Source organism: Streptomyces hygroscopicus subsp. hygroscopicus, from assembly GCF_030269125.1.
GTDB lineage: Bacteria > Actinomycetota > Actinomycetes > Streptomycetales > Streptomycetaceae > Streptomyces > Streptomyces hygroscopicus_C.
In genome coordinates this window covers 578,797-591,024 of sequence record NZ_BSSM01000002.1, presented here as the reverse complement: position 1 = coordinate 591,024, position 12,228 = coordinate 578,797, and the positions used below count along the sequence as shown (strand labels likewise).

General features: G+C 74.0%; 14 protein-coding genes. 9 read left to right on the top strand and 5 right to left on the bottom strand.

The window, feature by feature from the left end; all coding sequences use genetic code 11:
• Positions 1-33 precede the first annotated feature (33 nt).
• A complete protein-coding gene (locus tag QSK45_RS07150) occupies positions 34-1,230 on the bottom strand; it encodes a glycosyltransferase (RefSeq protein WP_285554656.1) in 1,197 nt (398 codons plus the stop codon).
• 199 nt (positions 1,231-1,429) lie between these two features.
• Between QSK45_RS07150 and QSK45_RS07145 the strand changes: the two genes are divergently transcribed.
• The 3 genes from QSK45_RS07145 (at position 1,430) to QSK45_RS07135 (ending at position 3,176) form a co-directional block, all read left to right on the top strand.
• On the top strand, positions 1,430-1,678 hold the full coding sequence (locus QSK45_RS07145; protein WP_285554351.1) for a DUF2277 domain-containing protein: 249 nt from the start codon (positions 1,430-1,432) through the stop codon (positions 1,676-1,678).
• A 270-nt stretch (positions 1,679-1,948) separates the two neighbouring features.
• A complete protein-coding gene (locus tag QSK45_RS07140; protein ID WP_285554349.1) occupies positions 1,949-2,407 on the top strand; it encodes a DoxX family protein in 459 nt (152 codons plus the stop codon).
• Positions 2,408-2,552: 145 nt separating this feature from the next.
• On the top strand, positions 2,553-3,176 hold the full coding sequence (locus QSK45_RS07135; RefSeq protein WP_285554347.1) for a DedA family protein: 624 nt from the start codon (positions 2,553-2,555) through the stop codon (positions 3,174-3,176).
• Between the two features lie 127 nt (positions 3,177-3,303).
• On the opposite strand, the gene QSK45_RS07130 is transcribed toward QSK45_RS07135, so the two are convergent.
• Positions 3,304-3,948, bottom strand: a complete 645-nt coding sequence (locus tag QSK45_RS07130; RefSeq protein ID WP_285554345.1) for an HNH endonuclease family protein — start codon at positions 3,946-3,948, stop codon at positions 3,304-3,306.
• A 377-nt stretch (positions 3,949-4,325) separates the two neighbouring features.
• On the opposite strand from QSK45_RS07130, the gene QSK45_RS07125 reads away from it, so the two are divergent.
• Positions 4,326-4,907, top strand: a complete 582-nt coding sequence (locus tag QSK45_RS07125) for a TMEM165/GDT1 family protein (RefSeq protein WP_285554344.1) — start codon at positions 4,326-4,328, stop codon at positions 4,905-4,907.
• Positions 4,908-5,077: 170 nt separating this feature from the next.
• Positions 5,078-5,746, top strand: a complete 669-nt coding sequence (locus QSK45_RS07120) for an HAD-IA family hydrolase (protein WP_285554342.1) — start codon at positions 5,078-5,080, stop codon at positions 5,744-5,746.
• A gap of 304 nt (positions 5,747-6,050) precedes the next feature.
• On the opposite strand, the gene QSK45_RS07115 is transcribed toward QSK45_RS07120, so the two are convergent.
• Positions 6,051-6,947: a peptidoglycan-binding domain-containing protein gene (locus QSK45_RS07115; RefSeq protein ID WP_285554341.1), complete on the bottom strand. Its 897-nt coding sequence runs from the start codon at positions 6,945-6,947 to the stop codon at positions 6,051-6,053.
• 236 nt (positions 6,948-7,183) lie between these two features.
• On the opposite strand from QSK45_RS07115, the gene QSK45_RS07110 reads away from it, so the two are divergent.
• Positions 7,184-9,223, top strand: a complete 2,040-nt coding sequence (locus tag QSK45_RS07110) for an MDR family MFS transporter (protein WP_285554339.1) — start codon at positions 7,184-7,186, stop codon at positions 9,221-9,223.
• Here QSK45_RS07110 and QSK45_RS07105 read toward each other — a convergent pair.
• Complete coding sequence (locus QSK45_RS07105) at positions 9,216-9,722, bottom strand: GNAT family N-acetyltransferase (RefSeq protein ID WP_395482808.1); 507 nt, start codon at positions 9,720-9,722, stop codon at positions 9,216-9,218. The two genes, QSK45_RS07110 and QSK45_RS07105, sit on opposite strands and share 8 nt — an antisense overlap.
• 136 nt (positions 9,723-9,858) lie before the next feature.
• Here QSK45_RS07105 and QSK45_RS07100 point away from each other — a divergent pair, with 136 nt between their 5' ends.
• Both QSK45_RS07100 and QSK45_RS07095 read left to right on the top strand, forming a co-directional pair.
• Positions 9,859-10,446, top strand: coding sequence for a hypothetical protein (locus QSK45_RS07100; RefSeq protein WP_285554335.1), 588 nt, complete (start codon positions 9,859-9,861; stop codon positions 10,444-10,446).
• A gap of 91 nt (positions 10,447-10,537) precedes the next feature.
• Entirely contained in the window at positions 10,538-11,311 is a 774-nt protein-coding gene (locus tag QSK45_RS07095) for a hypothetical protein (RefSeq protein WP_285554332.1), read from the top strand.
• Positions 11,312-11,315: 4 nt separating this feature from the next.
• Here the strand turns inward: QSK45_RS07095 and QSK45_RS07090 are convergent, their stop codons facing one another.
• Positions 11,316-11,729, bottom strand: a complete 414-nt coding sequence (locus QSK45_RS07090) for a DnaJ family domain-containing protein (protein ID WP_285554330.1) — start codon at positions 11,727-11,729, stop codon at positions 11,316-11,318.
• 102 nt (positions 11,730-11,831) lie between these two features.
• Between QSK45_RS07090 and QSK45_RS07085 the strand changes: the two genes are divergently transcribed.
• Positions 11,832-12,224, top strand: coding sequence for an FHA domain-containing protein (locus QSK45_RS07085; RefSeq protein WP_285554328.1), 393 nt, complete (start codon positions 11,832-11,834; stop codon positions 12,222-12,224).
• Positions 12,225-12,228: the final 4 nt, after the last annotated feature.

Genomic DNA, 12,228 nt, shown 5'->3' with positions numbered 1-12,228 from the left:
GTGCGTGCCCGCCCCGCGGCCCCTTCCGTGGACTCAAGGGCACAGCGCCTGAGCCGCCACCGTCGCGCCGTCCGTGCCGACCCTCGCGGCCAGTTCCGCCGCCCGCGCACCCGTCTCGGGGGCCAGGGCCCTCCCCAGTGCCCGTGACAAGGACGCGCACGTGGGCACCGGGCCGTCGTGAGCCGCGCCGATGCCCAGGGCGGCCACCCGGCTCGCCCAGTACGGCTGGTCCGCCGGCTGGGGGACCACCACCTGGGGAGTTCCCGCGCGCGCCGCCGTCGTCGTCGTACCCGCGCCGCCGTGGTGGACGACCGCCGCCACCCGCCCGAAGAGCGCCTGGTGGTCGACCTCGCCCACCGTGAGGCAGTCGGGGTGGCCGTCGGCCGCGGTGAGGTCGGCCCAGCCGTGGGACAGGACCGTGCGGTGGCCGTGGGCACGGACCGCGTCGACGGCCACCCGGGCGATGTCGGCGCAGCCGTGCATCGGCATGCTGCCGAAGCCGACGTACACCGGGGGCGGACCGGCCTCCAGGAACGCCTCCAGCTCTTCGGGGAGCGGGCGCGGGTCCGGGAGGAACCACGCGCCGGTCTGCACGACGTCGAGTCCCGGCGTCGGCTCCCAGGGATCGAGCACCGGGTCCGTCGCCAACCACGGCCGCGGGCCGAGGACATGGGCGCGCACGTCGTCCACCGGGGCCAGACCGTGCGCCGTCCGCCGCGAGTTGAGCGCCGGGGCGAACAACGCGTCGATGGAGCGGGCGTCCAGCTCCCACAGCTCGCCCGGGTCGGTCACCTCCGGTGGGGACGGCCGGCCCGGGTAGGCGAGCGGCCGGCGCCGCGGGGACGGCAGGGTCAGCTGCTGGAAGGTCACCGACACGGCCGGGACGCCGAGCCGCTCGGCGACCGAGAGGGCGCCTGCCGCGGCGGGCAGCATGCCCGTGGCCACCACCGCGTCGCAGCCCTCCGCCGCCGCGCCCACGGTTTCGAACTGCTCGGCGATCACCAGGGCCGCGCGCTCGGGCAGGGAGGACGGCGGGGGTGCCGCCCTGGTCAGGACGCGGGCCGAGCGGCCCACCGGGACGAGGGGGACGTCCACGTCGGCCAGGCGGCGTGCGAAGTCCTCGTCGGGCGGGGCGCACACCCGGACCTCGGCGCCGCGCTCCCGCAGCCGTACCGCGAGCCCCACCAGCGGTTCGACATCTCCACGCGACCCGTAGGTCGACAACAGCACACGCACGTCTCGCAGCTCCCCGTTTCGGCGGCTTTCGGGCCAGGCGGGCGATTCTGCGCCATCAGGGGGGCCTTGCCGCAAGGCCCCCCGTGCGCTATACGTTGAGAGTGGCGAGGAGTCCGGTGATTCCTTGCCCTTCCTTTTGCCGCCCGCCTCTGGTGCCCTCCCGCGGCTCCGGCCGCCGCGTGAGACTGAAGGCATGTGCCGGAGTATCAAGACGCTGCGTCCGCCCGTGCTGCCCGGTGAGGCCACGGAGGAGGACATCCACGCCGCCGCGCTGCAGTACGTGCGCAAGGTTTCGGGCTTCCGCGCCCCCGCCGCCCACAACCGTGAGGTCTTCGACGCCGCCGTGGAGGCCGTGGCCCGCGCCACCGCCGAACTGCTCGGCGGCCTCCAGGTACGCGGGCACGTGTCACGCGCCGTCACGGCGGCGGAAGAACGGCCGTGACACCGGGCCCGTGGCGTCGGTGGGCGATCGGGCCGGTCGGCCAAGGGTGTATTCGGTCATGTTTTCGGGAGGCGGCACAGTTCCGCATGCGACCCTACATGCCGTCGGGTCGGGGGCGGGGCTCTCACCACAAGCGGAACGTTGGCGAAAAGTTGAACTTGCAAGTATCGGTTAGGCACTCCTAACCTGGGACTTCCATTCGGTACCGCCGCCCCCACCGGCCCGCCTGTCCCCGGCGGGCTCGTCCGACACCGAGAGGGTCACCTCCCCATGCCTTCCGCTCGCTTCAGCACCGCGCAGCCCTATGTCCTCGGACTGTTCCGCATCGTCGTCGGCCTGCTCTTCGCCGCGCACGGCGCCGCCTCGCTCTTCGGCGTCCTCGGCGGGGCGATGGGCACCCACGGCGGCACCGTCGCGACCGGCACCTGGCCCGGCTGGTACGCGGCCGTGATCCAGCTGGTCGCCGGCGCCCTCGTACTGGTCGGCCTCGGCACCCGCGGTGCCGCGCTGATCGCCTCCGGCTCGATGGCGTTCGCCTACTTCGACATCCACCAGCAGCACGCGCTGATGCCCATCCAGAACGGCGGCGAGCCGGCCGTCATGTTCTGCTGGGCGTTCCTGCTGCTGGTCTTCACCGGGTCCGGCGCCTTCGGTCTCGACCGGCTCTTCGTCCGGCGTGCGGCGGGTCAGGGCGAGGCCGTCGCGGAGCAGGCCCCGATGGCCGCGTGACGGCCGTCCTCCCGGCGCCCTCCCCCGGTCGGACCGGGGGAGGGCGCCGTCGCGTCCGGCCGATTCCGTAGCCCCCCGCGCACCTCCTGTCACACCTTCGGCGTACGCTGTACGGCTGTCATCGGGGGAAGTGTCAGGAGAAGACGTGTTCGAGAGTGTGGGGTCGCTGGCGGCCGGACCGTGGATCTATGCCGTGGTGTCCCTGTCCGTGCTGCTCGACGTGTTCCTGCCGGTGCTGCCGAGCGGTGTGCTCGTCATCACGGCGGGCACGGCGGCGGCGGCGGGCTCGGGCGCGGCGACCGCGGCGACCGGCCGGGTCCCGCACGAGGTGCCGGACCTGCTGGCCCTGGTCCTCCTGGCGGCGGTGGCCTCGGTCCTCGGTGACCTGGTGGCCTACCGGCTGGCCTGGCGGGGCGGGGAGCGGCTGGACCGTGCGATAGCCCGCTCCCGGCGGCTGACCACCGCGCAGGAACGTCTCGGCGACGCCCTCGCCCGGGGCGGTGGCGCGCTGGTCGTGCTCGCCCGCTTCGCTCCCGCGGGACGCTCGGTCGTCTCCTTCTGCGCCGGCGCCGCCCACCGCAGGGCCCGCGACTTCCTCCCCTGGTCCGCCCTGGCCGGGCTCTCCTGGGCCGCCTACAGCGTCGCCCTCGGCTACTTTGGCGCCCGCTGGCTCGGCGCCACCTGGCTGGCCACGGGGGTGTCGCTGGCCGCGCTGTTCGGGGCGGGCGCGGCGGCGGGTTATCTGATGCGGCGGCGTCCGGTCGCCTGAGGGCGCGGCGGCGCCGGGTTCCCCGGGGCCGCGGTGATCCCGTCGGGCCGCGAGGTGCCGGGACGCCGCGGAGCCCGGCCGGGGTTGGTCGGCCGGGCCCTTCCCGACGGTGCCGACGGTGCTCGGCTCAGCAGCTCGCGAGGTCGTTCTGCAGCGCGGTCTTCTCCGCCGGGTCGACGGACAGGTTGTAGTAGTACTTCACCTGCACCCAGGCGCGGACGTAGGTGCAGACGTACGCGGTGCGGGACGGGATCCAGGTGGCCGGGTCCTGGTCGCCCTTGGACTGGTTGACGTTGTCCGTGACGGCGAGGAGCTGGGGGCGGGTGACGTCGTTGGCGAACGCCTGGCGCTGGGCCGTGGTCCACTTGCTCGCGCCGGAGTCCCAGGCCTCGGCCAGCGGCACGAGGTGGTCGATGTCCACGTCGGACGCGGCGGTCCAGGTCGCTCCGTCGTACGGCGAGTACCAGCTGCCGCTGGTGGCGGTGCACGCGGAGTCGGTGACGACGTTCGAGCCGTCCCGCTTGAGGATCCACTCGCGGGTGTTGCACGTGCCCTCGATCGTGATCCACGTCGGGAACTTGTCGCGGCTGTAGCCGGTGCGGTCCTCGGTGGCGACGGTGAGCTGGGAGAGGTAGCCGCGGGCGGTCGACCCGGAGACGGGCGTGGGCAGGGCGGCGGAGGCGGTGGGGGAGTTGAAGAGCGCGGCGGTGGCGATCATTCCGGTGACGCCGGCGAGTACGCTGAGGCGTCGACGCGCGTAGAACTTGGGCATGCGGAGAACTCCCTTGTGGGGGTGGGGTATTGGGCCACGAGTCAGGGAATGCTCGCGGCGTGGTCTTTCCGGAAGGTGAGCGCCCGGTAAGAAGTTAGTGACGTGCGCATGTCAAGGCAAGGGCTCCGGGGCGGACTTTGCCGTCCCGTATCATGGGAGCCGCAGAAGGGGAGTAGCTCTTCGCCGGACCGTCGACATACTGCTCAGCCAGCCTGAGCCGGCGCCCGGAGGCGGACCTTTCACCGCCCAGCGAGACCTTCGGCAAGCAGTGCACGTCCGCCCGTCCCGGCGCGGACGCCGAGTGTGCTGCCGTGCCGAGGTGTTTCCGCAGCAAGCAGCGCACTCTCGGCGGGGCGGCCCCGACCGATTGAGGACCCTTGATCAGCATCACCGTGACGGCGCTCGTCTTCGGCGTCATCTTCCTCGCCGAACTGCCGGACAAGACGGCGCTCGCCGGCCTCGTCCTCGGCACCCGCTACCGCGCGAGCTACGTCTTCGCGGGCGTCGCCGCCGCCTTCCTGGTGCACGTCGTGCTCGCCGTCGCCGCCGGCAGCGTGCTCACCCTGCTGCCCCAGCGCCTCGTGCACGCCGTCACCGGCCTGCTCTTCCTCGGCGGCGCCGCGATGCTGCTGTTCGGCAAGGGTGAGGAGGAGGAGGAGATCAAGAAGCCCGCCGACCAGACCTTCTGGAAGGTCGCGGGCACCGGCTTCATGCTCATCCTGGTCGCCGAGTTCGGCGACCTCACCCAGATCATGACCGCCAACCTCGCCGCCCGCTACGACGACCCGATCTCCGTCGGTCTCGGTGCGGTGCTCGGCCTGTGGGCCGTCGCCGGACTCGGCATCGTGGGCGGAAAGGCCCTGATGAAGAAGGTTCCGCTGCGGCTGATCACGCAGATCGCGGCGCTGCTGATGCTGGGCCTCGGCGTCTGGAGCCTGTACGAGGCGGTCGCGGGCTGAGCCGAACACCGGGTGAATCATCGCCGTGGATGGTGGCGGGAATGCCCCCGGGTTTTGTACCGTAGGAAAACAAAGTGGCTCCCGCCCGTTTTCCCTGACCGGCGGGCGGGGCCGCCTTGTCCCTCCCCGCATCGTTGATGCGGGGCCTCTCGTTCCTGGAGCCACCGCCGATGACGGCCACCCCCGCCCGCACCGTCCTCCACACCCGCGCCCTGCTGCTCGACATGGACGGCACCCTCGTCAACTCGGACGCGGTGGTCGAACGGGTCTGGCGGCGCTGGGCCGGGCGGCACGGGCTGGACGGCGACGCGGTGATGGAGGTCGTCCACGGCCGGCAGGGGCACGCCACCATGGCCGCGCTGCTGCCCGACCGGCCCGTGGAGCAGAACCTCGCCGAGAACGCGCGCATGCTCGCCGAGGAGACCGCCGACATGGACGGCGTGGTCGAGATCGCCGGCGCGGCCGCCTTCCTCGCCTCGCTCCGTGAGCTGCCGCACGCCCTGGTGACCTCGGCGGACGTCGGCCTGTCCACCGCCCGCATGCGCGCCGCCGGGCTGCCGCTGCCCGAGGTCCGCGTCACGGCCGAGTCGGTGGGCGCGAGCAAGCCGGACCCGGAGGGGTTCCTCAAGGGCGCGGCCGAACTGGGGGTCGCCCCGAGCGAGTGCGTCGTCTTCGAGGACTCCGGCGCGGGGATCGCGGCGGGGCGGGCCGCGGGGATGGTCGTGGTGGGGGTCGGGCGCCGGGCTGCGGCTCATGGCCCCGACGTGGTCGTGCCGGATCTGACCCGGGTGCGGGTGGAGGGCCTGCCGGGCGGCGGGATCCGGCTGCGCGTCGGGTGACGGTTCTGCTGGTGGGGGCGGCTCGCGGTCCCGGCGTCTCGGCCTGCGGGCTCGCTCGGGTCCGCGGTACGTGTTCGAGGTCTCCGGCGCGGGGATCGCGGCGGTGCGGGCCGCGGGGGATGGTCGTGGTGGGGGTCGGGCGCCGGGCTGCGGCTCGTGGTGACGGGCTTGAAGTCGTCCAGGTCGACCTGGATCACCTGTCTCGACGTGGTCGTGCCGGATCTGACCCGGGTGCGGGTGGAGGGCCTGCCGGGCGGCGGGATCCGGCTGCGCGTCGGCTGACGGCTCTGCCGGCGGGGGCGGCTCACGGTCCCGACGTCTCCGTCTCCAGGCTCGCCCGCGTCCGCGGTCCGTACACCCCCGGGGGATCGTCCTGGATGCCCCGGGCCGCCTGGTAGGTGCTGACGGCGTACTCCACGCGGCGCGTGTAGACACCGTCGATGGCACCCTCGTACAGGTTCAACTGCCACAGCCGGTACTCGAGTTCGGCGACCTGCGGGCCCGAGTCCCCGCGTTCGAGGACCGCCGCGCTCGCCGGGGTCACCGGCGTGGAGGCGCTGGGGGAGGGACTGCGGGGCGGTGTACGGCTCGGGGTCGGCGTCGGTGACGGTGCGGACGGCCGGACCGGGGTGGCCGAGGGGCTCGGCGGGGGCGAGGGCGCCGATCGCGCGGTCGACCGGGAGGGACCGGAGGCGCCGTGTGCCGAGGGGGTCGCCGTGGCCGGCGGCGGCACGTCCGGGACGCTCTCCCTGACCTCCGGGGCCGCGTCGTCCCGGGTCGGCGAGTGGTAGGAGAACAGCGCGAGACCGGTCGCCGCGAGGGCCGCCGCGCCCGCGCCCGCGGCGGCGATCGTCGCCGCACGACCCAACCGGCGGCGCCGGCCCGGACCCCGCGGCACCCGCGGCTCCTCGGGGGGCTCGGGCTCACGGGGGGCGTGCGCGAAGAGCCGTACGGCGGACCCCGCCACCGGGCGCAGCGGCATCGTGGCCTCGACGGGCCGGACGTCGTCGCCGTCCCCGGGCCCCACGTCCACGTAGGGCCGGATCCGCAGCGGGTCGAAGTCCTCCGCCGCCGCCGCCTCCGCCGTGCGCGTCCGGTGCAGCGCCTCTGCCGTGCGCGCGGCGCAGTCGCAGGCCGGGGCGCCCGCCGCGTCCCTCGGTGTGCCGCACTCCGGGCAGGTCGTGCCCTTCTCCCCGGTCACGTTCGTCCCCTCCCCTGGAAACCCCCGGCCGCCCCCGGAAACCCCGGCAGCCCTGGGACCTCCGCGCGAGCCGCCGGAGCCTTCGCGGCCGCGAAAGTCCGCCGAAGCCACACAGGGTAGGCCCGTTCCCTCCACATCCGCAGGACTCGACAGGCCACGAACGGTGACACCGACCAGGATGGGAGGTGACATCCCAGCCCCCAGCCCCAGTCCCAGCCCCACCCCGGGAGGTCCCCATGGCCCTGGAGACGCACGGTGCGGCGAAGGACGTGAGCGGGGACGAACGCGTGGCGCGCGGCGTGCTCGTCTCGATCGGGGCGCTGCTCCTCGGGCTGCTGCTCGCCGCGCTCGACCAGACCATCGTGTCGACCGCGTTGCCCACCATCGTCAGCGACCTCGGCGGACTGGAGCACCTGTCCTGGGTGGTGACCGCCTACCTGCTGGCCTCGACCGCCGCAACCCCGCTGTGGGGCAAGCTCGGCGACCAGTACGGGCGCAAGAAGCTGTTCCAGACCGCCATCGTGATCTTCCTGGTCGGCTCGGCGCTGTGCGGCATGGCGCAGAACATGCCCCAGCTGATCGGTTTCCGCGCCCTCCAGGGCCTGGGCGGCGGCGGGCTGATGGTGCTGTCGATGGCGATCGTCGGCGACATCGTGCCGCCCCGCGACCGGGGCCGCTACCAGGGCCTGTTCGGAGCCGTGTTCGGCGCGACCAGCGTGCTCGGACCGCTGCTGGGCGGGCTGTTCACCGAGCATCTGAACTGGCGCTGGGTGTTCTACGTCAATCTGCCCGTCGGCATCGTGGCCCTCGCGGTGATCGCCGCCGCCCTGCGCGTACCGGTGCGCAGCGAGCGCCACGTCATCGACTACCTCGGCACCTTCCTGATCGCCTGCGTCGCCACCTGCCTGGTCCTCGTGGCCTCCCTCGGCGGCATCACCTGGGCCTGGGCCTCGCCGCAGATCATCTCCCTCGCGGTACTCGGCGTGCTGCTCGCGGCCGCGTTCGTGGCCGTGGAGCGCCGGGCGGCCGAACCGGTGCTGCCGCTGAAGCTGTTCGGCATCCGTACCTTCACCCTCGCCGCCGTCATCAGCTTCGTCGTCGGCTTCGCCATGTTCGGCGCGATGACCTATCTGCCGACCTTCCTTCAGGTCGTGCACGGCGTCTCCCCGACCATGTCCGGTGTGCACATGCTGCCGATGGTCGTCGGGCTGCTGCTGTCCTCCACGATCTCCGGGCAGATCGTCAGCCGCACCGGCCGCTGGAAGGTCTTCCCGGTCACCGGCACCGCCGTCACCACCATCGGGCTGCTCCTGCTGCACCGGCTGGACGAGACCAGCCCCACCGCCGAGATGAGCGCCTACTTCTTCGTCTTCGGCCTCGGCCTCGGCCTGGTCATGCAGGTCCTGGTGCTGATCGTGCAGAACGCCGTCTCGTACGAGGACCTGGGCGTGGCCACCTCCGGGGCCACCTTCTTCCGCTCGATCGGCGCCTCCTTCGGCGTCGCCGTCTTCGGCACCGTCTTCGCCAGCCGCCTCGGCGACAAGCTCGGCGCCGCGCTCGCGGGCGTCCCTCTGCCGCCCGGGGTGACCACGAACACGCTCACGTCGGACCCGCGCGGCATCGCGGGGCTGCCGCCGGCCCTGCGCCCCGCCGCGCTGCACGCCTACGCGTCGGCGATCACCGACGTCTTCCTCTACGCCGCCCCCGTCGCCCTCCTCGGCTTCCTGCTGGCCTGGCTGCTGAAGGAGGACCGGCTGCGCGGCTCGGTCACCGCGCCGGAGGTCTCCGAGACCCTCGCGCCCAACCCGGTCGAGCGGTCCTCCTACGACGAGGTGTGCCGCGCCCTGTCCGTGCTCGGCACCCGCGAGGGGCGCCATGGGATCTACCGGGACATCACGGAGCGGGCGGGGTACGACCTCCTGCCCGCGGCCAGCTGGCTGCTGCTGCGCATCCGCCGCAACGGCTCCGTCGAACCCGGGGTGCTCGCCGAGCGCGGCCCCGTCCCGCTGGAGGCCGTCCTCGACGCCGCCCGCCAGGTAGAGGAGCGGCGGCTGGCCGAACGTCAGGGCCTGGACCTCTACCTGACCGCGAGCGGGCGCGAGGCCGCCGAACGGCTCGCGGCGGCCCGCGAGGAGTCGCTGGCCGAGCTGCTCGGCGACTGGTGGCAACCGGGCCGCTCCACGGACCTGCCGAAACTGGTCAGGGAGCTGTCCGCCGAACTGTGCGGCGCCGAGCGTGAGCGCCCGCACAACGCCTCCGAGGACGGGCTCAGTTGACCAGCTCCTTGCGGAACCAGTGCTCGGCGTACTCGGCGGAGTTGTGCGGGCCGGTCTCGGTGTAGCCGAGGCGGGCGTACAGGGCGCGCGCCTCGACCAGGTCGCCGCGGGTGTCGAGGACCAGCCGCCGGGCGCCGAGCGCGCGGGCGGCCTCCTCGGCGGCGGCCACCAGCAGCGCGGCGCCGCCCGTGCCGCGCATGCCCTCGGCCACGTACACCCGGGTCAGCTCGGCGGTCCCGCGGTCCAGGAGCCGTACGCCCGCGCTGCCCGCCGCCTCACCGCCGTACCGCCCCACCAGCAACCGGCCGGTCGGCGGGGTGAGTTCGGCGCCCGTGGTCGCGGCGATCTCCCGCTCCAGCTCCGCCGGTTCGGTGCGGTGGCCCTCGTGCAGCAGGTACCAGCGGTCGCTGACCTCGGTGTAGTACGCCCGCCAGAGCGCGGCGGCGACCGGCGAGTCGGGGGCCTCCGGACTGATCGTCCACTTCGTCATGCGGGTCATTGTGGGGCGGTGACCCGGAGCGGTCCGAACGGTTTTCCGCGCCGGGCGTACCGGTGCCGTTTGTGGAAGGGGTTCCGGGTGACCCGGGAGGAGACCGGCCCGCCGGGCCGGTCCGCGATCCGAGTGGAAGGCAACCATGTCCACAGGCTTGATCATCTTGCTGGTCGTGATCGCGGCGCTCGTGGTCGTCGCCGCGCTGGTCACCATGCTGATCGGCCACCGCAGCGGCGGCGGTCCCGGGCTCAAGCGGCGGTTCGGTCCCGAGTACGAGCGGACCGTGGCCGCCCACGACGGTGACACACGGGCCGCCGAACGCGAGCTGAACGAACGCGTCGAACGCCACGGCGACCTGCGCGAGCGGCCCCTCGCCCGCGAGGAGCGGGACCGTTACGCCGCCCGCTGGGCGAGCGTCCAGGAACACTTCGTGGAGTCCCCGCGGCAGGCCGTGGCCGAGGCCGACCGGCTGCTCGGGGAGGTCGCCCAGGTGCGCGGTTACCCGGACGGAGGCCGCTACGAGGAGCAGCTCGCCGCGCTGTCCGTGCACCACGCCGACCACGTCGACGGCTACCGCCGGGTGCACCGGATGGCACGGGCCGCCGGGGCGGGCGGCACGGGCGCCGGGACCGAGGAGATGCGCTCGGCCCTGGTCGGCGCGCACGAACTCTTCGACGAGTTGACCGGCGTGGGCGGCGCCTCGACGTCCGGCCGGCACCGGGCGGCCTGAGCCCGCCGGACGGGCGCAGGCCCGCCCGCGGACGAAGGGCCGACTGCCGACTACGGACGAAGGGCCCGACTACCGAGGAAGGACGAGAGCCATGCCGGACAGGAGGAACGGACCCGGCGACGAGCGGTTCCCCACGGGCCGCTACGCCCGCCCGCCGGACGACGAGTGGGTGCCGGAGGCCGAGCAGACCGAGCGCCCGGAGACGGGCGAGCGGCCGACGAGACGACCGGCGCACGGGGAGCGGCTGCAACAAGGGGATCGGGCACCCGGGGAGCGGATGCCGGGGGAGCCGCGCGGGGCCCAGCCGCCCCCGCCGCCGGGCCCCGCGGGGATCGACGACCGCGGCACCGCCGGCCCCTCGGGCGCGGCGGCCGGCCGGGACCGCTCGACGACCGCGGGCGGCGAGCCCGACCTCGGTACGTCCGCGCCCGCCCCGAACACGGCGCGGATGCCGGACGACGGCCTCGGCGCGCCCTCACCCGGTGACGTCACCGCACGGGAGGCGGGCACCACCGAGGGCACCGCGCCGGACGCCTGGCCGACGGCACCGGGGGCCACCCGGGCTCCCTCGGGCGCCGGAGCCCCGCTGCTGCCGCACGAGGAGACCGAGCGGTGGGAGCAGCGGATGCGGCAGGTGGCGGCCGGGTTCGTGGACCGGCCCCGGGCGGCCGTGGAGGAGGCCGACCGGGCGCTGGACGAGATCGCCACGCGGTTCGGCGAGGCCGTCAACCGGCGCCGCCGCTCCCTGCGGATGTCCTGGGAGGACACCGGGGAGCAGGGGCCGGCGAACGAGGCCGACACCGAGCAGCTGCGGCTGGCGCTGCGGGACTACCGGGACCTGGCGGGACGGCTGCTGCACCTCTAGCGCGTCAGGCGCCGTCCGGTCCCCTGAGCCGCCGCCGCTCCCGTACGACCTCCTCCACGTCGTACGGCTTCTTCCCCAGCGGGGGACCCGGCGGCGGCTTGAACATCATGTCGCGGATCCTGACGTTGACATCCTCGATGATCTTCCGGGCGATCCGCTCCGAGGGGGCCGCGTACGCCGCCGCCAGCGCGTCCTCGGCCTCCTTGCGCAGGGCCAGGGCGGGCGGCAGCACCGCGAGGCCCTCGCGCGCCATCTTCCGCTTGACCCACCACAGTTCGTCGTACGTGGAGTCGATCTCGGCGGGCAACGGCTCGCCCGCTCCCGGCAGCCGTTCGAACTCACCGCGCGCCTGTGCGTCCCGGATCTGTTTGTCGACCCAGCTCTCGAACGGCACGCCAGGTGGCTTTCGCTCGGTCATGCCCCCATTGTGCCGGACACGGTCCGGCGGGGCGTTCTATCATGCGGCGGCGGCGCGCAGGGCAACCGCCCGTCGCGCAACGACGTTTCAGGGGGAACGCAGGTGCTCGAACTCACCATGGCCACCGTCTCCGCGGCCGACGCGGGGGCCACCGCCGGCATGACGATGGCGGAGGCGCCGAGCGAGCCGGGCGCCGTGCTGCGGGTCGGCCGGGACGCCGCCGCGTGCCGGCTGGTCACCCCCGAGGACTGGCTGTTCGTCTCCCGCGTCCACCTGGAGTTCTCCTGCGGGGCCGACGGTGCCTGGCGGCTGACCTGGCTGCGCGGCTCCCAGCCCGACCCGGCCTCCGAGGTGCGGCTGACGGCCGGGGAGTCCGTACAGCTGCTGGTCTACGGCGCGACGGTGCCGCTTTCGCGCGGGGGCTCGGGCGAGATAGTCGTCCAGGACCGCACGGCCCCGCGCAGCGTCAACGTCGGCTTCTACCACGAGGTCTGAGAAG